Source organism: Dulcicalothrix desertica PCC 7102, from assembly GCF_003991905.1.
GTDB lineage: Bacteria > Cyanobacteriota > Cyanobacteriia > Cyanobacteriales > Nostocaceae > Dulcicalothrix > Dulcicalothrix desertica.
In genome coordinates, this window is record NZ_RSCL01000028.1 from 50,107 (window position 1) to 75,316 (window position 25,210).

At 38.5% G+C, this 25,210-nt stretch carries 23 protein-coding genes; 10 read left to right on the forward strand and 13 right to left on the reverse strand.

Annotated features, from left to right (window positions below; translation table 11 throughout):
* Window positions 1-107: 107 nt before the first annotated feature.
* On the reverse strand, window positions 108-611 hold the full coding sequence (locus DSM106972_RS40780) for a 2TM domain-containing protein (RefSeq protein ID WP_127086063.1): 504 nt from the start codon (window positions 609-611) through the stop codon (window positions 108-110).
* Window positions 612-817: 206 nt separating this feature from the next.
* Between DSM106972_RS40780 and DSM106972_RS40785 the strand changes: the two genes are divergently transcribed.
* From DSM106972_RS40785 to DSM106972_RS40795, 3 genes are all read left to right on the forward strand, one after another.
* Window positions 818-1,594, forward strand: a complete 777-nt coding sequence (locus DSM106972_RS40785; protein WP_127086064.1) for an MBL fold metallo-hydrolase — start codon at window positions 818-820, stop codon at window positions 1,592-1,594.
* A gap of 786 nt (window positions 1,595-2,380) precedes the next feature.
* Window positions 2,381-3,367 (forward strand): RNA polymerase sigma factor, RpoD/SigA family, encoded by a 987-nt coding sequence (locus DSM106972_RS40790; protein ID WP_127086065.1) that lies wholly within the window; start codon window positions 2,381-2,383, stop codon window positions 3,365-3,367.
* 459 nt (window positions 3,368-3,826) lie between these two features.
* Window positions 3,827-4,489, forward strand: a complete 663-nt coding sequence (locus tag DSM106972_RS40795) for a hypothetical protein (protein ID WP_127086066.1) — start codon at window positions 3,827-3,829, stop codon at window positions 4,487-4,489.
* Window positions 4,490-4,558: 69 nt separating this feature from the next.
* Here DSM106972_RS40795 and DSM106972_RS40800 read toward each other — a convergent pair whose 3' ends face one another.
* Window positions 4,559-5,143: a thioredoxin family protein gene (locus DSM106972_RS40800; RefSeq protein WP_127086067.1), complete on the reverse strand. Its 585-nt coding sequence runs from the start codon at window positions 5,141-5,143 to the stop codon at window positions 4,559-4,561.
* Window positions 5,144-5,208: 65 nt separating this feature from the next.
* On the opposite strand from DSM106972_RS40800, the gene DSM106972_RS40805 reads away from it, so the two are divergent.
* Complete coding sequence (locus DSM106972_RS40805) at window positions 5,209-5,613, forward strand: NIL domain-containing protein (RefSeq protein ID WP_127086068.1); 405 nt, start codon at window positions 5,209-5,211, stop codon at window positions 5,611-5,613.
* A 63-nt stretch (window positions 5,614-5,676) separates the two neighbouring features.
* Here DSM106972_RS40805 and DSM106972_RS40810 read toward each other — a convergent pair whose 3' ends face one another.
* Complete coding sequence (locus DSM106972_RS40810) at window positions 5,677-6,606, reverse strand: hypothetical protein (RefSeq protein WP_127086069.1); 930 nt, start codon at window positions 6,604-6,606, stop codon at window positions 5,677-5,679.
* A 289-nt stretch (window positions 6,607-6,895) separates the two neighbouring features.
* On the opposite strand from DSM106972_RS40810, the gene DSM106972_RS40815 reads away from it, so the two are divergent.
* Window positions 6,896-8,272, forward strand: a complete 1,377-nt coding sequence (locus DSM106972_RS40815; RefSeq protein WP_127086070.1) for an MATE family efflux transporter — start codon at window positions 6,896-6,898, stop codon at window positions 8,270-8,272.
* Window positions 8,273-8,358: 86 nt separating this feature from the next.
* On the opposite strand, the gene DSM106972_RS40820 is transcribed toward DSM106972_RS40815, so the two are convergent.
* On the reverse strand, window positions 8,359-8,706 hold the full coding sequence (locus DSM106972_RS40820; RefSeq protein ID WP_233787958.1) for a DUF6888 family protein: 348 nt from the start codon (window positions 8,704-8,706) through the stop codon (window positions 8,359-8,361).
* Window positions 8,707-8,842: 136 nt separating this feature from the next.
* Here DSM106972_RS40820 and tpiA point away from each other — a divergent pair, with 136 nt between their 5' ends.
* Together tpiA and folP are read left to right on the forward strand one after the other, a co-directional pair.
* A complete protein-coding gene (tpiA, locus tag DSM106972_RS40825) occupies window positions 8,843-9,568 on the forward strand; it encodes a triose-phosphate isomerase (RefSeq protein WP_127086123.1) in 726 nt (241 codons plus the stop codon).
* A gap of 41 nt (window positions 9,569-9,609) precedes the next feature.
* Window positions 9,610-10,452, forward strand: coding sequence for a dihydropteroate synthase (gene folP / locus DSM106972_RS40830; RefSeq protein ID WP_127086072.1), 843 nt, complete (start codon window positions 9,610-9,612; stop codon window positions 10,450-10,452).
* A gap of 109 nt (window positions 10,453-10,561) precedes the next feature.
* On the opposite strand, the gene DSM106972_RS40835 is transcribed toward folP, so the two are convergent.
* The 5 genes from DSM106972_RS40835 to DSM106972_RS40855 form a co-directional block, all read right to left on the reverse strand.
* Entirely contained in the window at window positions 10,562-11,416 is an 855-nt protein-coding gene (locus DSM106972_RS40835) for an SPFH domain-containing protein (protein ID WP_127086073.1), read from the reverse strand.
* Between the two features lie 115 nt (window positions 11,417-11,531).
* Window positions 11,532-13,178 carry an alpha/beta hydrolase gene (locus tag DSM106972_RS40840; protein ID WP_170213643.1) on the reverse strand — a complete coding sequence of 549 codons (1,647 nt, stop codon included), beginning with the start codon at window positions 13,176-13,178 and terminating at the stop codon, window positions 11,532-11,534.
* 140 nt (window positions 13,179-13,318) lie between these two features.
* A complete protein-coding gene (locus DSM106972_RS40845; protein WP_127086075.1) occupies window positions 13,319-14,806 on the reverse strand; it encodes an SLBB domain-containing protein in 1,488 nt (495 codons plus the stop codon).
* A 479-nt stretch (window positions 14,807-15,285) separates the two neighbouring features.
* A complete protein-coding gene (locus DSM106972_RS40850) occupies window positions 15,286-16,251 on the reverse strand; it encodes an ABC transporter ATP-binding protein (RefSeq protein ID WP_127086124.1) in 966 nt (321 codons plus the stop codon).
* A 191-nt stretch (window positions 16,252-16,442) separates the two neighbouring features.
* Entirely contained in the window at window positions 16,443-16,940 is a 498-nt protein-coding gene (locus DSM106972_RS40855) for a pentapeptide repeat-containing protein (RefSeq protein WP_127086076.1), read from the reverse strand.
* A 175-nt stretch (window positions 16,941-17,115) separates the two neighbouring features.
* On the opposite strand from DSM106972_RS40855, the gene DSM106972_RS40860 reads away from it, so the two are divergent.
* Window positions 17,116-18,453: an esterase/lipase family protein gene (locus DSM106972_RS40860; RefSeq protein ID WP_127086077.1), complete on the forward strand. Its 1,338-nt coding sequence runs from the start codon at window positions 17,116-17,118 to the stop codon at window positions 18,451-18,453.
* 12 nt (window positions 18,454-18,465) lie between these two features.
* On the opposite strand, the gene DSM106972_RS40865 is transcribed toward DSM106972_RS40860, so the two are convergent.
* Complete coding sequence (locus tag DSM106972_RS40865) at window positions 18,466-19,002, reverse strand: universal stress protein (protein ID WP_127086078.1); 537 nt, start codon at window positions 19,000-19,002, stop codon at window positions 18,466-18,468.
* Between the two features lie 121 nt (window positions 19,003-19,123).
* Between DSM106972_RS40865 and DSM106972_RS40870 the strand changes: the two genes are divergently transcribed.
* Window positions 19,124-19,828 (forward strand): diacylglycerol/polyprenol kinase family protein, encoded by a 705-nt coding sequence (locus DSM106972_RS40870; protein WP_127086079.1) that lies wholly within the window; start codon window positions 19,124-19,126, stop codon window positions 19,826-19,828.
* 8 nt (window positions 19,829-19,836) lie between these two features.
* Here DSM106972_RS40870 and DSM106972_RS40875 read toward each other — a convergent pair whose 3' ends face one another.
* Window positions 19,837-20,214, reverse strand: coding sequence for an alr0857 family protein (locus tag DSM106972_RS40875; protein WP_186538712.1), 378 nt, complete (start codon window positions 20,212-20,214; stop codon window positions 19,837-19,839).
* A gap of 207 nt (window positions 20,215-20,421) precedes the next feature.
* Between DSM106972_RS40875 and DSM106972_RS40880 the strand changes: the two genes are divergently transcribed.
* Complete coding sequence (locus DSM106972_RS40880) at window positions 20,422-23,385, forward strand: NACHT domain-containing protein (RefSeq protein ID WP_127086080.1); 2,964 nt, start codon at window positions 20,422-20,424, stop codon at window positions 23,383-23,385.
* A 98-nt stretch (window positions 23,386-23,483) separates the two neighbouring features.
* On the opposite strand, the gene DSM106972_RS40885 is transcribed toward DSM106972_RS40880, so the two are convergent.
* Together DSM106972_RS40885 and DSM106972_RS40890 are read right to left on the reverse strand one after the other, a co-directional pair.
* Window positions 23,484-24,347: a DUF8738 domain-containing protein gene (locus DSM106972_RS40885; protein ID WP_127086081.1), complete on the reverse strand. Its 864-nt coding sequence runs from the start codon at window positions 24,345-24,347 to the stop codon at window positions 23,484-23,486.
* 256 nt (window positions 24,348-24,603) lie between these two features.
* A complete protein-coding gene (locus DSM106972_RS40890) occupies window positions 24,604-25,062 on the reverse strand; it encodes a peroxiredoxin (protein ID WP_127086082.1) in 459 nt (152 codons plus the stop codon).
* Window positions 25,063-25,210: the final 148 nt, after the last annotated feature.

Here is a 25,210-nt window from a genome sequence, read left to right on the forward strand (position 1 = left end):
GGATGTAATAGGCGACTGGACAAATCGAGAATCAACGTGTTAATTCTTTATCGCCAATTAGCTATCGACAATTAGCCGTCTAACTATTATCCATTAATTGTTTAATATTATCCATTCACGATTCGGATAAACTTCGACAGCAAAGTATTAAACGACTTTTTGAGTTGGTGTCTACGATTCCACTTCTGAAACTCCAACTCATACTCTTCGGTATTTTTGTTAAAGTTGTTCCATCCATCTAGTCCAACTGCCAATACTGATATCAGCAAAGGATATAGTGCCCAAGAAATACTCCAACCACCGACAAAATCCACCATTAACAAGAACGCATTTACTATAGTATAATTACCTATACGTTTATGAAACTGTTTTTGACGGTACTTAGAAAATGCGAGTCGTTGCTGTACATCACCTTGTTGAACTATCCACTCACCTTCAGCAAGGTTTAGCAATTCTGGAGAAATTTCTAATTCTCTTGCAATTTCTCGTAATTGTTCGTAACTAAACTCTTTTTCCTGGTCTGAAGCTTGACGTGTAATTGCCAGGTGAAGAATTTGCTGTATGTCTTCTTGGGTATAAGAGCGTATAGGTTTGTTATCTGAAGGCGCCATAGTACTAAAATTCCAAATTAATATATAAAGTGGCGTATATAGTCATTGCTCTATTATTCCTAGCGTAACACTTATAGCCCAGACAGCGCGCGTCTGGATTTCACAACCGTTTGTATACTAATTACCGTACAAGTTACAAAACTACACAATTTGTGTTAATTGTTTATTTATTACTTTTAGCAACCACTACCAAAAAGTACAAAAATATGTATTTAACTTGGCTTGATAGCAATTCATGGCTAATTGAAATAGCCGATTTAAAAATTTTGGTTGACCCTTGGCTAGTTGGTCCATTAGTTTTTGGAAATGCACCTTGGTTTTTCAAGGGAGAACGAACCCAACAACGTTCAATACCAGAAAAAATAGACTTAATTTTATTATCACAAGGGTTAGAAGACCATGCTCATCCACCAACATTAGAAAAGCTTGACCGTGGTATACCAGTTATTGCTTCTGTAAATGCAGCCAAAGTAGTATCAAAATTGGGTTACACCAAAATTACAACCTTAGCGCATGGAGAATCATTTACTTTTGCAGATAAAGTCACTATCATAGCGACTCCAGGTTCACCAATTGGCCCAATGCTTACAGAAAACGGGTATGTGTTGGTAGATACAATTAATCAAACTAGTTTATACTACGAACCTCATGGTTATCACTCACCCACCCTCAAAGAATTAACACCAATCGATGTAGTCATAACCCCAATAATAGATATAGAAATAGTCTTATTTGGGTCATTTATCAAAGGTGTAAGCAGTGCTTTAGAATTAATCGAATGGTTAAAACCACAAGTAATAATTAATACCGCAGCCGGTGGGGATGTCAAATTTGACGGGTTGCTAGCATCAGCATTACGAGCAAAGGGAGGCGCCGCAGAACTGCGTAATCTTCTCGCACAGAAAAATCTTTCTACAAAAGTAATAGAAGTGGCGCCAGGTAAACGCTTTGAAGTTGAACTTGCTCGCGCAATTGGTACATAAAGTAGGGTGCGTGAAAGCCATTACAATCAAAAAGCGAAACGAAATTAAAGTGCTTTCACGCACCATCTAATTAAAATTTTGTAATGGCGCCGTACATTCTACGCCAAAAGTCATATACCCTACGCTTAAAACCTCGCGTGAGAGCGATTACAGACAAAAGCGGGAACAGTTTAGAGAATAAACCACTCTGAAGGCAGAGAAGTTTCTTTATAAATCTTAGTAAAAATGTTTAGTGTAAAAGTCTATAAACTACAACACCACCATAAGCAATTCCAGAATTCGTATGTTTAGTAACATCCCCCCCATATCCAAGCTTTATCATTACGGTTATCCGGATAGAGAGTAGGCATGGAACTAGGAGTTTTCACGTCAGTATATATATAGTGAGTTGTGAGGAACTGTATTTTTTCACTCAGATTTTTTAGTAAGTGCATTTTTTTAAACTATAATAATAAGTTTTGGCTATGCTACTTTACTAACGCTAAAATTTGTCGTACTATTAGATTAAAGCAAAACTCATACTGACTTCGTATTTTTACCGTCGCCGCCAGCGACCAAGAGCTATAGATACTCTTAAGCGAAAAACAGCGTGCTTCTAAATAATTTTCAACTAATGGGAAAGTAGGGGAACAAATTTGGATAACCGCTCGTCTTGACAAAACCTGTATAGACGCTCTTGTGACACCCGTGTTACCCAACAGCTGCGTAAGATTAAAACTGCCTTTCCCAACCAGCCTTAATAATTCAAGATTTATTCTTTAATGCGAGTAGAGGAAAAGCGCACCAATGCCTATAGTAAACATTTCAACCGAAGAAAATACGAACGCCAAATTCACGGCTGATATGGTGCGAACCTATCTGCGCGAGATTGGTCGTGTACCGTTATTAACCCGCGAACAAGAAATTGTTTTCGGGAAGCAAGTCCAGCAAATGATGACGCTTGTTGAAGCCAAAGAGGCTTTAGAGAAAAAACTGCGTCGCGAAGCTAGTCTGAAAGAATGGGCAGAACATGTCAAACAGCCAGAAGCTGATGTAAAGCAGACTGTGCATCAAGGTAAGCGAGCCAAGCAGAAGATGATAGAAGCCAATTTGCGCTTGGTAGTAGCGATTGCTAAAAAATACCAAAAGCGGAATATGGAATTTCTGGACTTAATTCAGGAAGGAACGCTTGGTTTAGAGCGAGGAGTTGAGAAATTTGACCCAACTCGCGGTTATAAATTCTCTACCTACGCTTACTGGTGGATTCGTCAAGCTATTACCCGTGCTATTGCCCAGCAAGGACGCACTATTCGCTTGCCAATTCACATCACCGAAAAACTCAACAAAATCAAAAAAGTACAACGAGAGTTAGCGCAACAGCTAGGTCGCTCCCCAACACCTGGGGAAATTGCCAAGGAACTCGAATTAGAGCCAGCGCAAATCCGTGAGTACATGAATATGGCTCGTCAGCCAGTTTCTTTAGATGTGCGAGTTGGTGACAACCAAGATACTGAGTTGCAAGAAATGCTTGAGGATGATGGTCCATCACCTGAGTATTACACCACTCAAGAGTTCTTACGCCAAGATTTAAACAACTTGCTTTCTGAGCTAACTCCTCAGCAGCGCGAAGTTCTTGCTTTACGTTTTGGTTTAGAAGACGGTCACGAATTATCGCTTGCCAAAGTTGGCGAACGTTTAAATTTAAGTCGTGAGCGCGTCCGTCAATTAGAGCATCAAGCTCTTGCTCACTTACGTCGGCGCCGAGCTAACGTCAAAGAGTATGTAGCTAGCTAGATTTGTGGGCAAAGCCCCACTAAGCTTAATTAATTTACCCATAGGCTAAGTAAAGCCTATGGTTTTTTTGTAAAAACTGTCTTTTAATAGATTTTTGAAGATATTTATTTCAAAAAAATCTAAAGAAAATATAAATATTGTTCATTAAGAATAATTACGTAGTTGGTTGAAATATTTAGATAACCAATCATTTTTTAAGTAAAACTGGTTTTTGTGTAAATAATCGTGTGGGAACAGCAAAAAAGACCTAAAAACATGGTAATTTAATCATTATTGTTAAAATATTACCAAAAATTTACCTACTAAAATTGTTTTGCTGAGAGAATAAAATATCAAACCTTAGACCGAGTGTCTACGTACAATAACTTAGGTATATTTATGTAAGTTAAAACAAGAACATATAAAGTCGAATATAAAGGCTTAAAAGTTTAGATATAGATTTGTGAGGAGGTGGCGAGGGTGCGTAAATTTACAAAAAACACAAAATTATTTCGTCGTTGGGGACTTCCTTTAGTAGGGTTATCATTGGTATTGGGCATGGTAACAGACCGCTCAAAACCAGTATTTAGTAATCAATTCGATAACGACCCATATTCTTACAGGGTACAACTACCTGACTCAGGAGCATACTTTGAAACGTGGAAAGAGCAACCGTCAAGTCTAGCTCAAAATGTGCCTAACCCTGAACAGTCAATGGTAACAGCAATTGTTCCCGAAGTTGAAACACCCAGAAGCAAGTCAACAGTTAGAACTAGTAGTAATTATCCTCAGCAAGACGGGATATATCTTTACGGACAATCACCTCAACCAGGACAATTGGGACAAGGTTATGTAGTGTTTGAGAAAAAACAAGGTCGCGTAGTTGGCGCCTTATATATGCCAGACTCAGAATATAGCTGTTTTAACGGTACCGTTGACGAAACGGGTGAGTTAGCAATGACCGTCAACCCTTATGGAGGTGAAAGTGGTCAAACTCAAGTTGCTACAAATAAAGACGAACCTAAACTCAACACAGACGAACCAACAAGCTATGCTTACTCAATAGCATTACGCGATTTTCATCAAATTGAGCAAATGAGCAGAATTGACCGCGACACCTTAAAAAAATGTCAAAATCAATAAAATCAATCATCGTAGAGACGTGATTTATCACGTCTCCTTTATCACGTCTCTTAATTAGTTATTCGTTTACTAATTTATAACTTGACTACCGTGACTGCGGGGGTCTTCTTCGCTACCAGTGGGCGCCACAGGAGCAGAAAATTTAGAAACTTCTCCACTAGCAGTAGCGTAAGGTAAAGGAAAATTATTAACTAATGCGCTAAGATTATTAGCCATGATAACGCGGGGTTGGTCCCCAATTGCTTGAGCAAGTGCTTCTCCATTTTTATCAAGAAACACGAAATGAGGTATACCGTCTACTCGGTAGCGCAGCATTTCGGGCAACCACTTAGTATTATCTACATTCAGCATCACAAAATTAAGTTTGCCTGCGTACTCTTTCTCTAGCGCTGCAATATCCGGCGCCATTTTTTGACAAACAGTACACCAGTTAGCATAAAACTCTACTATAGAAGGTTTACCGTTACTCAAAGCCACATCCAGCGGTGTAGACTCTTCACCTAAAGTTGTCAATGTTGCAGTAGTTGTTTCAGTACGTAAACCCAAAATTAGCGCAACACTCAAAACAATTGCTACGATTGCAATTAGGAAATTTCTAACCCGTGTTCCTGACACAGCGCTTTGCTGCGTATTAATTTGCTCTTCACCAGCCATAGCAGAATTATTAAAACATATTAAGGTACTATCATCATTTAGTTTAACGAAATATACATATATATATGAAAAAACGAGTTACTCTCACCTTTCCCAAACGCACAGTGCAAATGCCAGTTACATACCGACTAGCAAAAGACTTTAACGTCGCGGCAAATATCATCCGCGCACAAGTGGCGCCAAATCAAGTTGGTAAACTAGTAGTAGAGCTTTCGGGAGATATTGACCAGTTAGATGCAGCAATAGACTGGATGCGCGCTCAAAATATTGCTGTATCGTTGACACTTGGTGAAATATATGTAGATGAAGACATTTGTGTAGACTGCGGGTTATGCACTGGGGTATGTCCAACAGAAGCGCTGACCCTCAACCCAGAAACTTATAAACTAGTATTTACACGCTCACGTTGCATCGTTTGCGAACAATGTATACCTACTTGTCCAGTACAAGCAATTTCTACAAACTTATAACATTGGCAACGGATTACAACGGATGTAACGGATGAGTTAAAATATATCCGTTTTATCCGTTGCCTAAAACTGATACGAAACACCAACTGAAATAACTGGATAAAATTTAAATCCTTTAATATCGTCTTCAAGCTCTCTTTCTTCAACTCTCAAGTCACGGTTAATTTGTTCGCGTAAGCTTTCGTTAACTATATCAGCATCTAAATTAACTTGCGGCGCCCCTGCAAAAATAACTCCTAGGTTAGCAGAGAATCCCCAACGGTTTCCTGCTTTTACTGCATTACCCCAACCAATACCTAAATATGGTGCAATGTTATTGGGGAATGAAACTTTGCCTTTTACAGAAGAAATATCTTTGGTGGTATAGCGGTTGTTGTTGTACTCAAATTCTACGTTATCTCTAATTCTGCCTCTACCTTCAACTTTATTATCGTTGAATACCAAACCACCACTGACTCTAAATCCAGAATTTTTAAATGGATGGTAATCAACCAACGTCGAGACGTTTAGTAAATCTAAGTTGGCATCGTAGGTAACTTCATTTCGACGCTTCTGATAACCACCGACACTTATCGATGCTGCATTTACACCGACTCGTGCGTTTAAATTCGGTGTTAATGATTTTGTTACTGAGGCGCCAACACCTAGTGTACCAATTTCTGGTGTTATTGCCCATCCACTGGTATTATTGGTAGTGTCACTTGTTGATTTTAAATTGGAACTTACTTGTAAATCAGCAGCTTGATAAGATATTTCTGTAGGTATAGGCGCCGCATCTGAACTAAATGTATTGTCTAATAATTCTGGCACCGTTGAGTTAGTTGTAATTTTTTGAGTTTGTGCAGTTTCTATGGTTTGATTTAAAGTATTATTAGGTGATTGCACAGTTTCAAAGTTGATTTCGTTAGCAATGACGCGATTAGTTAATGATGTTGATGCTAAACTGGTTAATGTTAATTCTAATAATGGTAATCTCAATTTTGACTTTGACACTTCTATATCCTCCACTCCACATCTATTTTTTAGTTTTTATCTGCCAATTGCGTAAGCTTGATATTTAAGTGGTGGATGAACCCTTTAAGCTTTTATACCAATAATTTCACTCAAATATATCATTGATGTCTCAATCTAAGTGATTACACTTGGTTCTTTAAGCAATCTTCATCAATTTTTTTACCTATTCTTTGTGATTATATTTAGCGCTAGGATAGATGATGCGCTTTTTACAACGGTTTATTCTCTATATTGAGAGTCATATCGCAATTTTATTATCTTGATATATATGGTGCATTTGCATGTTAAACCTATAAAACCTAATACTCGTACAGAAATTAGTTCACTGTTACATTTGTCTATTCCTCTGGCATCTGCACAAATAGCTCAAGCTGCTACTGGTTTTGTTGATACTGTGATGATGGGTTGGTTAGGACAAGAAACTCTTGCAGCAGGAGGTTTGGCAACTACTACGTTTACGACGTTGTTGGTTATGGCAACAGGTGTGGTTGTGGGTATTAGTCCCCTCGTTGCAGAAGCGTTTGGGAGTGGTAATAATGCCAAAATTCAACAAGTTACACGACAAGGATTTTGGTTATGTTTACTTTTATCGATACCTTTAATGATACTACTTGCACATGCTGATTCGCTGATGTTGCGATTTGGTCAGGCGCCATCTGTAGTAAGTTTAGCAAAAAAGTACCTTGATTTTATCGTTTGGGGTTTTCTGCCAGCTTTAACTTTTTCAATGCTCAAAAGCGTTTTATCTTCACTTTCTCAGGTTCGACCCATCACTACCATTGTTGTTCTTGGAACTCTGTTAAATGCAGTTGGTAATTATATACTAGGGTTTGGCAAGTTAGGATTTCCAGCGCTGGGGTTATCGGGAATTGCCATAGCAAGTGTATTATCACAGTGGGTAATGCTAGTGTCTTTGATTGTTTATACGCTCAAGCACAGGGAACTGAGAAGTTTTCGGCTATTTAAAAAGTTACATCAAATTGAACCTAAGATATTACGCGAAATGATATGGATTGGGGCGCCGATTGGTATATCATTTGGTTTTGAGGTGGGATTATTCAGCGTTACAACATATTTAATGGGATTACTGGGTACCGATATACTTGCTGCCCATCAAATTGTATTTCAAACTATTGCTGTAATATTCATGGTTCCTTTGGGAATTTCTTTTGCCACAACAATTAGAGTTGGATGGTGGAGTGGACAAAATAATTCTGATGGAGTGCGACGTACAGCGAATATTAGTATGTGTTTGGGTGCAATATTTATGACTTTGATGGCAGTGTTATTACTAGCATTTCCACGCCCGATTATTAGTCTTTACTTAGATATTAACAAACCAGAGAACGCAAAATTGATACCATTAGTTACGTCAATGTTAGTTGTGGCAGCAGTATCACAAATTTTAGATGGAGTACAGACCACAGCACAAGGCGCCTTGCGTGGACTTAAAGACACACAAGTACCAATGTTATTAAGTTTCGCTGCATTTTGGCTAGTTGGGTTAGCAAGCGGTTATTTTCTAGGATTCCACTTGGGTTTAAATGGTGTAGGTTTATGGATAGGACAAGCTATTGGTGTAGGTACATCAGCAGGAGCGTTTATTTGGCGCTTGCGTCGTTTGATTGTAAAATTGGAAAGTTAATTAAGTCCTAAGAAACCGGGCTTCTTCACATAAAATAAACTGATAGCAATATATTTGGCAAGAAGCCCGGTTTCTATTCAGGTAAATTAAGATTGACTTTGACAATGCAAAATCTCTATAAAATTATGTGCGTCTAAAGGTTTAGCGTCCATCTTTATTGCTTCGCACAGCTTATGTATCTCATTTATATCCTCTCGGTGTTGCAAAACATAATTTTTTAGTTCCAACTTACCTGTATTATCATCACTGAGAGTCGTGTTGTAATAAACTTGACCATCTGGAGGTATAAGTGTCTCCAACTCATCACCTGCGAGAATTAAGACATTCATAGTCAGCTCGTCAGTGGTAATCATATTCAGCGTGAATTTATGAGAAGTGAGTAAACAACTCATGTTGACGAATTCGCGTAGCTGCTGATGATTAGGTAACTTCATAATCAAAATTTATTCGTCAATTTGTATTTATAGGAGCTAATTATAACCGCATTGGGTGAAAGCTAGCGCACGTGTAACGTCATGGTTTAAAGTAAAAGATGCATTTAATATTAATTTAATCTTGACGAAGGCGCCTGTGCGAAAGAAAGTTCTTGCTGGTAACTGGAAAATGTTCAAAACCCAGGCAGAGTCCGAAATGTTTTTAAAAGGATTTCTGCCTACGTTGGAGGAAACACCCGAAGCGCGCGAAATAATTTTGTGCGTCCCCTTCACAGATTTGAACGTATTATCGAGAAATCTACATGGTAGTCGAGTCCAACTTGGTGCCCAAAATGTCCACTGGGCAGAAAACGGCGCCTACACAGGTGAGATTTCGGGCGAAATGCTCACAGAAATTGGTGTACGCTACGTTATTATCGGGCATAGCGAAAGGCGCCAATTTTTCGGAGAAACCGACGAAACAGTTAATTTACGTTTGAGAGCAGCGCAAAAATACGGGTTAACACCAATTTTGTGTGTGGGTGAAACCAAACAGCAGCGTGATGCAGGAGAAGCAGAAGCGTTGATATCGATGCAACTCAAAAAAGACCTAGTAGATGTTGACCAAAGTAATTTAATTATTGCTTACGAACCAATTTGGGCTATTGGAACTGGTGACACCTGCGAAACAAAAGAAGCAAACTATATCATTGGAATGATTCGTAACCAACTAACAAACCAAAACGTTCCCATTCAATACGGTGGTTCAGTCAAACCAAATAACATCGACGAAATTATGGCACAACCCGAAATAGACGGGGTTTTGGTAGGAGGTGCAAGTCTCGAAGCAGACAGCTTTGCCAGAATTGTCAATTATCAATAATACATAACCTAGGGTTCCAACCCTAGGCAAAATTTATTCTTATGTCCAGTCAACTACATATACGTAACCATACTTTTGATTGGGGAGCTAAAACTTATATTATGGGTGTATTAAATATTACGCCCGATAGTTTTAGTGATGGTGGTGAATTTAACCGCGTTGATGCTGCTGTAATTCAAGCGCAAGAAATGGCATCATCAGGCGCCGATATAATTGATGTAGGTGGACAGTCCACAAGACCTGGCGCCGAACAAATTTCTTTACAAGAAGAATTAAATCGAGTTATACCTGTAATCACTGCAATTCGTGCGGCTACAGATAAAATAATTTCAGTAGATACAACTAGGTCAGAAGTAGCGAAATTAGCAATCGAAGCGGGTGGAGATATTATAAACGATATTTCGGGCGGTACATATGACCCTGAAATATTTAAAGTTGCTTTTTCTATGCAGGCGCCTATTATTTTAATGCATATCAGAGGCACACCAGCAACGATGCAAAAGTTAACAAATTATGATGATGTAGTGGGGGAAATAATCAGCTTTTTGAAGGGGCAAATAGAAAGAGCTGTAAATACAGGTATAAAACGTAATCAAATAATAATAGACCCAGGAATAGGATTTGCGAAAAACTACGAGCAAAACCTAGAAATATTTCATCGTTTAAAAGAATTGCATCAACTGGATTGTCCGATATTAATAGGTCCATCGCGTAAAAGTTTCATTGGTCGTATTCTAAACCAACCTGACCCTAAAGGGCGCCTGATGGGAACAGCAGCAGCATGTAGTGCTGCTATTTCTCAAGGTGCTGATATCGTTAGAGTTCACGATGTCAAAGAAATACGCGATGTTTGCCTAGTTACAGATGCATTAGTAAGAAGTTAAAAGTGCTGAGTGCTGAGTGCTGAGTAACAACTTTTAATCTATAACTCCGTTCCTCCGTTCCTCCGTTCCTTCACTCAGCACTCAGCACTTTCTACTCAGCACTAAATAATTATGCTGTTGCAGAACCATTTTCGGGGGGGTTATTATTTTGTACTAATTCATCAGTACCAATATCACCAACCATTTGAGCATAAGCTTCTGAGTTGACACCAGGGTTGAGGAAGACAACTTTTGCGTTGTTGCTTGTACCTAACCTGTGACTTGCTTCTACCTGTTCTTGAGCTACTAAGTATTTTAAAATCTCTTTGCTTTCAGGGTTGGTACGCAATGCTTCGGAAAGAATTTGAACGGATGTTCTAGTTGCTTGTGCGCGTTTAATAGCTGCTTCTTGCTCACCTTCTGCTGCTGTTATTGCCGCACGTTTTCTAATTACAGCAGCATTTTGGTCTGCCATCGATTTTTGAACGCTCTCAGGAGGTGTAATGCTTTGAATGTCTACCCGAATAACTTGTACTCCCCAGTCAGCAGCAGTTTCATTTACTGTTTTTAGTAAAGCTTGGTTGACTTCGGTACGTGATGCAATTGCTTGTTCAAATGTACGCTCTGCAAGATTTGCACGCAGTTCAACTTGAATCAAATTTGCTAACGCTACCTGAATATCATCAATTCGGTAGAAGCTTTTTTCCATATCGTTAATACGCCAAAATATCACACCATCAACTAGGATGTAGACGTTATCAGCGGTAATTACGTTTTGGGGTTTGATATCGAGAACCTGCTCCCTTGTTGTATCTTCCATCACAATGGAATCGATGAGGGGAACAATAAAGTTCATTCCAGGTCGAAGCTTACGGTGGTATCGACCTAACCGCTCTACAAGTGCTTCGTTTCCTTCATTAATTAGTTTAGCCGAACCTAATGCATAGCCGATAAGCACTAACACTATAGCTGCAAATGCTTCCATGTATACTCCTTAGAATGGTGTTTGAGGAATTATATCGTTTATGGGACAACACGTAGATTGTGCCCTACTTTAAGTCTAATAAGTTGATATTGTAAAGTTCATATCACAATATGGCTCAATTTGCCGCGAACTCTGCCCATTTTTTCAAGTTACCTGGTAGTTCTGATACTAAACGTAGTGGTAGCTGTGTTGTGGATAGTGATTTCGCGTATGCTGGGGTTAGAAATGGTTGATAGGTTTTTGCTTCATCGGTTTGCTGTTTAATAAACGCTAAACTGACTCCAGATACTAATTGACGCAGGTTGTTTGTTTCGGCGCCGCGTCGTTCTTTTACTATATTGGTAATATCGGCTGTTTGGTATGTGGGGTCACTGACGCTTAGGTGTGTTCCTCCAATTGCTGTAATTAAATATTTATTGCCTCTTAATTCTGTGAATGGAGCAAATTGATGTTTTAATGCTGGTGTTAAAGCATCATCACTGCTTGCTAACATTAATACTGGAGTATTAATATTCTCTAAACCTTTTCTACCAAATAAGTTACCGACTAGTGGGTTTAAAACAATGGCACCTTTAATACGTTTATCTTGAAGTAGGGTTCGGATATCACTATCTTTAAGTTCGACTGCTGCACATTGTAACCAGTCTCCAGGCGCCTCACCAAATAAAAGTGAATTTTTACAGAATTTACGTAGACTATCTAAGTCTAATTTACCTCCAGCTAAAGCTAACGCAGTATAACCTCCTAAAGAGTGACCAACAACGGTGACATTATCGGTATTGAGTTTATTTTGGAGTTGACCAGGTTGTAAATTGAGCTTTGAGAATTCGTTGAGTAAAAAGCTGACATCTTGGGGACGGTCGATAAATTCTTTTGCGCTAATAAGTTTTGATAAGTCAGAACTACTGTTTGTGACACGGTTAACTGCGACTGCATTACTACCGGGATGCTCTAAAGCTGCTACAGTAAAACCATACGAAGCTAAATGCTGCGCTAAATACTGTAAATGGCGCCTGTTTGCACCAAAACCATGAGATATTACAACTAATGGTTGCTGTGTTGTACCCGTAGTAGAATAAATATCAACCGGAATCGTGCGATTTCTTTGACGGTCTTGGAATGTAAAACTAGTTAATTGTACTTGTTCGTTTCCTCTTCTACCTGGATTGATGTTTCTAGGTAATGATATTATATCATTTTTGGGTAACTCACGTTCGAGTAAGGCAGCAAACGCTTGACTCTGTAAATTATTCGCATTCAGTTCGAGTGATAAGCCAATCGCTTTTGTCGCATCAACGGTAATATTCTCACCTGGATAGGAACGTACAAATCCTAAAACCGTCAAACCATTAAAACGACGAGCAGTTAAATTCAGGGTATCTTTAAGACTTTGAGCAGTACTACCAGGTATGATTCCACCTAAAGAAGAAATTAATCGCTGACCTTGAGGAGTTTTGGCAAGTCCATCAATAAAATTATCAGCAAACTCTGGATTTAATTGTAGCCTTTGATTCAGTACTTCCTTGACTTGTGGTGTTAAAAACGATGAGAACACCTGTAATTCTTTAGGTAATTTTCCGTTCTTTGCAAAATCTTCTAAATCATCAACTTGAATTTTTTGCTCAAAAGGTCCCAACTGTATAGTAATAGATTCTGCAGCTTGAGCAGTTGGCGCCACTATACCCCAACCACAAACAACACCCAAGCTGCACAAAAGAGAATTTAAAAAAGAGACCTTTTTCTGCCGCAGAATAGAACCCATAAATACATCCATTATAAAGAGCGCGCGTTGACACACGTGTTTGTCAGACAGAATTATGGTAATTTTGTTCCTTATAGCAGCAAAAAATGGGCGTTGTAGAGACGTTACATGTAACGTCTCTACGTAATATATCGTTGAAATTAGAATGCGAAGAGAGCGCGGAAAATACCGAGAAGACCTCCCAATGGGTTAAGAACCGTACCAAGAGTGTCACCTGTTTTGGTGATACCGTTACGGCTAACGATTACAACGTCGTTATTGCTGAGAATAGGATTAGTTTGTTCGTTAATACCTGCTGCTAAGTCAACTTTGACTTCACGCTTAGTTACTGAACCATCAGGGTTGAGACGCACTAGGTCAACAGTTTGTCGTGAAGCACGCGCGTCATTAAACCCTCCTGCTGCCAGTAGAGCTTGGTTTAAAGAACTATTAGGTTGAATATCTACAGGACCAGGACGTTTAACTTCTCCCACTACACCAACTTGAATTCTGGTTGGTGATAAAGTTGTTGTTGCTAACTGGGTTGCTTCGGAGCGGTTGACTTCGGTAGCTGTGGCAACAAAGATAGTATCACCATCTTGAAGTATGGCATCTTGGTCGATATCACCTTGGAGTAGTTGCCACAAGTTGATATTAATATCTTGCGGCGCCCCGGTTCGTGTTTGACGACGAATAACTACGTTACGTACATCTGCTCTAGCACCAATACCTCCTGCAAGCTGTAGCGCACGCATTACAGTTGGTTGACCAGTCACACTAGGCAAATTAGTTTGTGTAGTTCCAGCACCTGCTTCAGTTGCACCTGGGGTAACTAAATAAGAACCTGGACGCAAAACTTCGCCAATAACCGCAACTGAACGTGGACGAGTTGGGTCAGCAGCAAAGCTAGATGCTGCCAAATTACGTGAGGTTGCTAAATCAAAATTTGTAGCTCTAGGTATAAAAATAGTATCGCCATCACGTAAAGTAATATCCTGGGGAGAACGACCTGTTTCAATGAGCTGTCTTAAATTAAGATTAACTGATTGCTCACCACTGCGTCCCAAACGACGCCGCACTTGTACACTCGTAATATCAGCACTGAGTGTATAACCTTGTGCAGTTTGAATTGCCGCCAAAATAGTTGGATACTGGACACCAGGATTATTACCTGCACCACCTTGTAAACTCAAACTATAAGAACCAGGACGTGTAACTTCGCCTGATACTACTACGTTGATTGGACGTGGCGAAAGTAAATTTATAGAAATAATCGGACGTTTGAGAAATCTCGAATATCGACGAGTTATTTCATCCGAAGCTTGTTCAATGGTCAAACCTAGTACGTCAACACTACCTATTAAAGGTAAGTTGATAGAGCCACCAGGTGGAACTTGATAGTCACCATTGTAATTTTCGACTTCAAAAACATTGACTCGTATTAAGTCGCCCCCACCTAGTGTATAGTTTGTGTTTAGTACACCGGAAGCTGCACCAGTAGAAAAAGGCACTGTGCGGGCAGGGAGACGCTGCTGCGTTCGTGGTCTTTGAGCGAAGCTAGGGTTAGGAAATGCCGCAGTAATTGCCGTTAACACCATCAGCCCAGAAACAGGCTTAGACAATAATTTCAACGTTTTTGTATTAATCATAATTTCCCAACATCATAGATAAATAATTCTGCTCCAAACATTGTAATAAATGACTATACGTAAGTATCCAAGTTCCCTATCATTTTTGTATTCTTGGAAATACTTAATAATCAGGAGGTAGAACATTCAGCTTCCTTAAAATATTAATGAAGCTACCTTAAAATTTTTAATAATTTCATATTTCTAAATACTAAAATTGCCTATTTGTCAAGTTCATTTATTTAAGTAAGTTTAGTTGACACCAATCAGGTGCATGTGTTTTACATACAGACTGGCAGATAAAATTATGGATTAAGTACTTATAGCTTAATTCCTTATCAATAGTCACTGCTTTATAGAACATTTATATAAATATATTTAATTGAACACTATTTTAACAATACCTACTTTCAAATTAAACTTGGTGCCAAATTGGCAACGGATTATGAACGGATGTAACGGATAAACTTTTAGTATCATCCGTTACATCCGTTGCCAGATTACCCTTGGATATTGTGTATAAAAAATTCTTCTAATGAGGGACGAGATAAATTTATAGAAACAATAGTACCACCCATTAAACGGAGACTAGCGAGAAAATCATAGTAATCTCCCTCTAACTCACCTTCCCATAAACCATCGGCGCCGAACTGAATATTAGGTGCCCACTTTTTGAGAACTTCCCAGTCACCACCAGTACCTTTGACACGATAAGTATTTGTACTGCCCAGTAATTCATCAAGTGAACCAGAGCAAACTAACTGACCTTTAGCAAGAATAGCGACACGGTTACAAATTTTTTCAACCTCGCTAAGAATATGACTGTTAAAGAAAATAGTTTTACCAGAAGCTTTAAGAGTTAAAATAGTTTCGCGCATTTGATAGCGTCCCAAGGGGTCAAGACCAGACATTGGTTCATCCAAAAATACCAGTTCCGGGTCATTAATCAAAGCATGTGCCATTCCCACACGCTGTAACATCCCTTTAGAGTAGCGACGCATTTGTTTTTTACGTGCATCTTTGAGCGATAAACCAACTAACTCAAACAACTGAGGAATACGTTCTCGCTGTATTTTCTTAGGAATTTGGAATATACCGGCAGCAAACTCTAAAAATTCCCAACCAGTTAAAAAATCATATAGATATGCATTTTCGGGTAAATACCCAATGCGTTGCTTAACAGTATGGTCGCCCAAAGGTTTACCCAGCAACAAACCTCGTCCTGACGTAGGACGAATAATTCCGAGTAATAACTTTAACAGCGTAGTCTTGCCGGCGCCATTAGGGCCAAGCAAACCAAAAGTTTCACCTTTGTAAACAGCCAGCGAGCAACTTTTAAGCGACTCAACCTTTTGATTGAGAAAAAAGCCAGTAGTATAGACTTTTCGTAGCTCAGACGTAAGAACAACAGGTGGGTTCTCTTGACTATCTAATTCAAACTGGGGAGCATCTGCAACAGACTTCATCGTATTTTGGGATTGTGCCTTTTGCCACACAACTATACCATTCCAATTACAAGTTACCCAGATATCGACCAATAATAACATTTAAAGAGTAGAAAGTTCTGAGTGCTAAGTGAGTAGAAAGTGCTGAGTGCTGAGTGCTAAGTTGAGTAGGAAGTATTATTCAGCACTCAGCACTCAGCACTCAGCACTCTTTATTTACATCCGAGTGACTCGCGTGTTGATACACCTGTTTTAGGATTGGTGCCAGTTGCATTTACACAAAGCTTGATAATCTCAGGTTTATCGAGTACAGCATTGGTAAAATCAGCATTAGTAACATTCACACCATCGAAAACCGAACGTAGCATCATTGCATTAGTAAATATACCATCGCTAAAATCGGCGCCTTTAAAGTCAGACAAATAGGCAATACCTTCGCTAAAATCTACACCGTGTAAATTAGCATTGTGAACTGAAGCACCATTGAATACTCCACCCCGTAAGTCAGCATTGTTAAAATTAGCTTTCTCTAAATTAACGCTGGTAAACTCCTCTGCAATTAAACTCTGCCCAGAGAAATCTTTACCGATAAAACTTCCCCCAACTTTTGTACTAGTAACACCCGATGAACTCGCAGCGTTTGCTTCCATAGGAAACAGCAATACAAATACCAAAACGATAGAAGCTAAGACTTGCCAGAACCTAGTCATATTAACTTAACAAAACTCAATAATTCTTCATTAACTATTAAACATCATTTAGCAGGTCAATTGGAAAAGTCAGTAAATTTAAGCTGTGAATCAATGGTGTAAGTATACTTGAATACTTTGAACGCGACAGATATGATAACGTTTGTGCTTAAATTAAAAGTTAACTAAAAGCTTTATGCAAAAAAAGACAGTTGTTTTAATACATGGTTATGCTGAGAAGGGCGAATCGTTTCAAGTGTGGAAATCGAACTTAGAAGCGCGCGGCTACAATGTCAAAGTTCTTGGGTATACATCACTAAGTGACGAAGTAACGCTAAAAGATATTGCTTTATGTTTTGAACGCGCGTTGCATCTTCCTGGTGGATTAAAAAACGATGAACCGTTTGATGTGATAGTTCACTCTACGGGAATGCTTGTCATCCGAACTTGGTTAACAGCATATCCAGAACAGCGTCATCGACTTAAACGTTTAATAGGACTGGCGCCTGCTAGTTTTGGTTCACCTGTAGCGCACAAAGCTCGCAGTTGGATGGGTAGGTTAATGCGAAGCAACCGCGAATGGGGAGAAGACTTTTTTGAGAATGGTTATCGAATTTTAGATGGATTGGAATTAGCAAGTAAATATATATGGGACTTGGCGCACCAAGATTTGTTAGGTGATAAATCCGTATATGTAAATAATGGTGAACCCCCGTATGTATTTATTTTTTGCGGGACAAGCGAGTATACAGGGTTAAAGAAAATGATGCGACAACCGGGTCTAGCAACGGATGGTACAGTTCGCTGGGCAGGGTGCAGTTTAAACACGCGCAAAATTACAATAGATTTAACCAAACCACCCGAATCATTAAATCAAATTAGTATTGGTGCATGGCGCAACGCTACCATTATTCCAATGGCGCCTGCTTCAGGGTTAAATCATGCAACAATATTAAAACAGCCAACAAACGAACTTGTAGAAATGGTTGATGCAGCATTACAAGTATCGCAAGAAGATTGGTATAGTAACTTTTATAAAGGCGCCGTTAAATTAGAATATGAAAAAATAGCTCATTGGCAGCAATTTATAGTGCGTGCGGTCGATGAAAACGGAGACGCAATACCAGATTATGAACTCAAACTCGTAACAAAAATGAATAAAGAATATAAACCCATTGAAGGAATAGAATTAAACGAGCATTTATATACACGCGACACCAGCTTACGATGTTTTCAAATTAATATCAAACCAATGCAAACCAAAAAAATAGAAAATGTATGGCTGCAAATCAGCGTATCATCAGGTTCGCGGCTAGTTATATATAAAGGATACACTTCTAATGAAAATAAAAATAATCAAAACAATACAGGTACATGGCAAGGAGAAATTAATTTAACCGACATTTTATACAACTCAGACCAGCAAATCTTACAACCACTAACAACAACACTAGTTGAACTACGACTTAACCGCGAACCAGTGGAACAAGGAGTTGATGCCAATAATAAAGTTTCCTGGTTCTTAAACACTTGATATTAACCTAAGTCAAAGAGATGCTTCTACTGTTTGACAAGATTGTGCCAAGGTTTCATTTGTATTTTTTAATGCTCCCTGAACAGTTAAAACCGAACAGTGGGCATGATGTAATACATAATTACTGACGCTACCTAGGAAAAATTCGCTAAGTCCAACACGTCCACGGCGCCCGACAATAATTAAATCAGCTTGCCAGTTTCGAGCTATATCGCAAATTATACGTCCTGGGTCGCCAATATTTTGTGTAAATTCGGCGCTAATGCCATATGAAGCAGCACGTTGTGATAGTCCTATTAAAAAGTCTGTGTATTCTTGTTTCAATGCGTCCCACTTTTTGAGGGTTTGCAGTATAGCTTCTGAATGCATCGTAGGATAAAAGCTATACGGATCCATTGAAATTGGATTTACATAACGTTCTTCAAACGGTGATGTTACGTGTAATAACATTAAACAGGCGCCGTTTGTTTTTGCCATTGATAACGCTTCGTTAAAAACAGCTTCACCAATTTGATTATTTTCAACCGCAACCAATATTTTGCTATGCATACTAAATCCCCCACAACTATAAGAGAGATAAATATAATGTAACTCGCTTTATAAGGCGCCGCGTAATTGTAGTCATAAAAATATAGAATTAATACATCAATCGTTACATAATATCAAAGCAATGACAGCCAGTGATTTTGTTGGTCTTGGAATTTCTTATGCCTATGCGGTAACATTACTGTTAATTGGCGAAGTACTGCAACGAATTGTAGGTATAAAAGCTGATTTTACACGAAAATTTGTACACATTGGCGCCGGAATGTGGGTTTTCGGAATACTAGCACTATTTAATACATGGCAAATCGGTATAATACCTTTTGCTTCATTTATACTTATTAATTTTATACTATATCGTTATAAAGTGGTGCGTGCGCTAGATTCTTCTAACTCCTCACCTGGAACTGTGTATTTTGCAATTTCTGTGACATTATTATTTGCGGTATTTTGGCGCCCGCTTCATAATGACGAAGTACCAATTGCAGTTGCTGGGATAATGGTAATGACTTGGGGTGATGCACTAGCTGCATTAATTGGGAAATATTACGGTAAAAATAAGTATCAATTTGGGCAAAGTATTAAATCGTTTGAAGGTTCAGCAGTAATGTTTGTAGTTAGCACGATAGTAGTTTTTATAGTGTTGAAACTATTACCAGGTTCATTATTAAGTCAGAATTCATTACAGTGGGAAATGTGGAAGATAATTATTGCATCGTTATTAAGCGCAGGAGTGGCAACGGTTATTGAAGCAATATCACCACACGGTACAGATAACTTTAGCGTACCGTTGGTGGCAGCAGGTGTTATAGGGATAATAGGCAACATATAACACTAACCTTACAATGCAGAATAACAAGAATGTTGCTTTTGTTCTACGGCAACTAAGTAAAACTCTGTTAAAGTATTAAGTGCAGTAACAAACACACCTTCTTCGCTGTCAACATTTGAGCTTAACCACACACCTTTAAGCGAAATCTCAACGACATCAACATCACAATAACAAATTTCAATTTTATTATCGTTTTTAACAGCTTTGCTCAACTCATCAAATTCAAACGAGTCTAGTTTGATTGTAAAAGAAGCTGTAATATTTTTTACGTGAATATTACAACCGCTTTGCAAAGCTAAAACTACTCTAGTATTTATCCAATTTTCCCAAAGTTGGTCAATATATTCAAGGTCAAAGCTGTTTTCTGCGTAGGTAAGTTTTAACATAATTATCACTCTTTATATTGTTTTGAATATAAACTGAATATAAACGCACCCTCTTCCCCTTAGCTAAAAATGAGGCGCCAGTATTAAAACCTCAGCTTTCCTCAAGACTTTAAACCTGGGGGAAGTCAACAACCCAAGGGAATCCCTTAACTATATTGTTCCCAAAAAACTTGTTAAACTTGGTTAAATTCCTTAGAAAGCGCTGCGATGGCAAGAGTTAGCTTAGGACCAGAAGCGAAAAAACGCACATGCCGTTTATTTGAAGCATTGTTGGCTTATGCGAACGATGCGTTGGACTGCGATGAGTTGGCACTTGATGCGCTGCAACCAAATATTCAAATTCGCTGGTTGTCTGAGACTCGTTTGGTTATACGTACCAAAGTTAGGTTTTTACAAGCATTAACTGGACTGCAACAAGGTGAAAAACCCCTAAATTCTGAGCAAATCAAAGAAAGTCTCAGACGTTTGGCTGATTTTGTTGAAATATTAGAAGATAACCGCTCTACTCGTGGTGGTTCCGAAAATTGGCATTTTACTCTAAATCTATGGCACCATCGTCACGATACTGAAGCTAATTTACAACGCTTTGACCTTGAATGGGAACGGCGCCGTTCAGGGAAAGTATTAGAAGTTTCGAGTGCAGTAGAAGAAAAAAACCCTTGGAAAGATATATGTAAAGGAATGTTACATAATCAACTACGGTTAACGACTAACCCGTTGACTAGTGTAGATGGGATGAATTTTGAGTTAGATGCTGTATACGTACCGTTGGGTTTGGTTGAACGTAAACAACGAGATAGGCGCCGGGAAGATATACTACCTACACAAGGTTCGCGTTTGTATGAGTCTGAAGAAACGGAAATCATGCATTTTACGCTTGATTCGTTTTTGAAACAACTAGCTTCAAACAATAGTCAAGAGTTACATCGAATAGCGGTAGTTGGAGAACCAGGTGCGGGTAAAACAACGCTGTTACAGAAAGTTGCTTGTTGGATACTTGAAAACAGCGAAGATTTACCTATTTGGGTAACGTTAGCAGATTTACAAGCGAAATGCTTAGAAGATTATTTGATACAAGATTGGTTACGTGCAGCTATTCGTAAGCGTCATGTTCCTGTAGAAATTGAAGAAGAGTTTTGTGAACAGTTTTATCAAGGACGTGTATGGTTATTGCTTGATGCTGTTGATGAAATGGCAATGGAATCAAGCTATGCTTTGAGTAAAATTGCTAGTTTTTTAACTGGTTGGGTGGGTACTGCCAACGTTATATTAACTTGCCGTTTGAATGTTTGGGATGCAGGTAAAAATGCACTCTCAACTTTTCAAACATATAGAAACCTGAATTTTACTTATAAATCTAATCAATCTCCCAATTTAGTAGGGCAATTTATTCAGCGTTGGTTTCAAGATAATCCTATATTAGCAGAAAGACTACAAACCGAATTAGAGCAACCTGGGCGCCAGCGCATTAAAGATGCAGTAAAAAATCCTTTGCGTTTAGCGTTAATGTGTCGAACTTGGGCACTTAATCAAGGTGAGTTTCCTTCCACAAAGGCTACGTTATATAAACAGTTCGTAGAAGCAATTTACGAATGGAAGCAAGACAGATTTTTCACAACATCCACACAGCGACAGCAGTTAAACCAAGCTTTGGGAGAGTTGGCACTACAAGCAATATCTACTGCTGATACAAAATTTCGTCTCAGTCATAGTTTTGTATGTAAACTATTAGGGGCGCCGGACGAAGGATTATTTCAACTAGCATTACTATTAGGTTGGCTGAACCAAGTAGGTATTTCTGAAACTCAAGGAGAAAAAGTTTACGCCTTCTATCATCCAACATTCCAAGAGTATTTTGCTGCCCTAGCAATTAACGACTGGCAATTTTTCTTTAATACTGTATCCCCAGTTTCATATCGAATATTTGAACCGCAATGGCGCGAGGTTATACTACTATGGTTAGGAAGGGAAGATATATCTGGGCAGAGCAAAGACGAATTTATTAAAGCTTTAATTAAATTTGACGATGGTGTTGGTAAATACTACAGCTATCAAGCATACTTCTTAGCTGCTGCGGGAGTCGCTGAGTTCCCTAGTACATTATCATCAGAGATAATAAATTCTTTAATTAAATGGCGGTTTGGTTATCCAGTAGCACAAAATAAATGGTGTCGTTTTCCGGCGCCAGTACAAGAAGGCGCAAGAGTCGCATTACTCAAAACCGACCGCAAATGTGCAATTACATTATTATCAGAATTTATTCAAAACTGTCCAAACGAGTTTGAAACTTGGAGCGCTGCATATAGTTTAGGTAGAACATTTGACCTAGGAAATACAATAGCAATTGCAGCCTTAGAAAAATTAGTAAGATTAATTCGTCAAGAACCGTTACGCTTACAATCTGCCGATAGTTTAGGAAAAGTTGACCCAGGAAATAAGACAGCTATTAATGCACTAACTGAAATTATCGAGTCTAGCAAAAAAGACTCTGTGCGTCGTAAAGGCGCCTATTTACTTGCGAAAATAGACCCAGGAAATCAAACTGCGTTTTCCACATTTGAAGCATTTGCTACTAGTGAGAATTTAGAAATACGGCGCCATGTTGCCGAAAATATGCGCGCGCTGGTTGCCGAAAATTCAAGTATACTATTTCATATCAACTCTATTCCAGTTTTAGCTAATTTAGTAAATCTTGATTTAACTAAGAGCAAAAAACAGTTAGTAAAATCAAGCAAATCAAGAAAACCTCGCAAACCAGTTGATATAACTCGGTTGGTTGCTGCATTAGAGAATGGGATTAACCTTGGTAATGATGAAGATATCAAAATACATAAAGCGTCGAAACTAATACTTCTTGACCCCGATAATAAGATAGCTTTTGATACGCTAATTGAGTTGGTCAAACATGGGAAAAGCGATGATATTCGTAAACATGCAGTAGAAAGCTTTAAGAAAGTCTTGCGTGATGAGCAAATTCCCAAATTAATAGCGGCAATAAAAGATTGTTTTTGTAACCAAGACGTAAAGACGTTACATGTAACGTCTCTACATATGGAACAATATCGTCACTGCTATAAATTAATTTGGTACTGTGCGGAAAAAATGAATTATATTGATTTTTATAAAATATGGTTAGCAACGGATACAACGGATGTAACGGATGATTTGTAATAATATAATCGTATGGTGGGCAATGCCCACCCTACTATTACTATTCGTTATTAATTATTATTATCGCAACCGGATGTTGAAAGTCGCTGGGGTAATGTTTATTTATTACTTGCTACCCGCAATTTTTCCCACTCGGAAATAATTCGTCTGAGATTAGCAGGATATTTCTGTAAATCGTCTTGGGTATATTCAACAACGGCGCCGTAGTAATTAAATTGATAACTGCCCGCATCAGCAGCTATGGCACTCATGTTTAAATAACTTAAGCGATGAAAGTGGTTAAATGAGTTTTTAGTTAAAACATCAGTAAATTTATCTAGTTCCTGTTTACTGAGTTGGCGAATGGTTTCTGGTTTACCTGGTTTTCTAGCAATTGCGCGTCGGGTTAATAAACCATCCCTCGTTAATTCCCAGGCATAATATTCACTTGAAAATCCTGTAGTTTGGGCAGCTTGAAAAATAACCGAATCGCCAGATGTAGGAATAATTTTATTTCTGTTGATAATTTTAGGAGCGCTAATTTTAGCATTGCGAGGTAAACTTGCCGTTGAATTGTATGCCAGCCTTTCACCATCGTTACTCGTATGATAAACCCAGAAGCGGTTTTGAGCTTGGTTAGAAACTACTACTCTGAAACCTGAAATAGCAATTGCGGTACAGGGTCCATTAGGTTTTGGTATACCCATACATCCATCCCAAGTTTCAGAAGTTGATGCATGGAGCTTTAAAGTATTTGGTGAAACACCAAAACGCTTTTGAATATCATTTTGAATTAAACGGAAAGTACTTTGCGGTAGTTTTTGCCCGTTAGATTTATTAGATTTATTAGTATTTATTACAAAATTTTCATTAGTTATACTAGCTTCTGAAGCTTGGCTTTTAGCGCTAGTATTCATAAATATTTGACTACCAATAATTGCTGTTAATAGCGTAGCAAAAAGAGCAGATTTAGGTAATAGCATAATATATTTAATTTCCAAATTTTCTACATCTTGAATATAAACGATGAATTTTACACAGATAGCAATGGTTACAAAATTTGATACACAGCTAATATTCTATCTAGTGAATTACTCACAAATGGGAACATTGACATTAAAACATACGTCCAACAACTGCTTATTACGAAGGCAAAGTTTTAGTAGTTGATGCGACCTTACCCTATAAAGATGAAGGATATAACAGATAAATAAATCAATTATCCGTTACATCCGTTGCCTAGGCTGTTTGAAGTGTTTGAATTGTTTTCAAAGCTTCTTGTACGTGTCCTTCAAAGTTAAGCATTGAGTCAAATACAAGTTGAACCTTACCCGAAGCATCAATTATATAAGTAATACGACCAGGAAATAGTCCAAACAAAGCTTTGGCGCCATACAAACTACGTACTTTGTCACCCTTATCACTCAGTAACAAAAAAGGTAACTGGTATTTAGCGGCAAACTTATGGTGTGACTCATTAGAGTCTGCGCTAACACCGATAACTTCGGCGCCTGCTGATTTAAAGACTTCGTATTGGTCACGGAAAGCACATGATTCTTTTGTACATCCGGGTGTGTCATCTTTGGGGTAGAAGTATAAGACGACGGGTTTACCGCGATAGCTGCTAAGGCTTACAGAGGTGCCGTTTTGGTCGGTCAGGGTAAAATCGGGAGCTGTATCTCCAACTTTGATAGCCATAGGTTATTTAAAGTTCGTTAACGATTGGATATATTTCTTTACAAAATTTTAACTTAGTTTGGGCTGCTGTAAGTAATATGGGCGAGTCTAGGTGAATGGTTGTAGTATTTTACAGTTGAGTAATAAATTACCTCCCCATAAAATAACC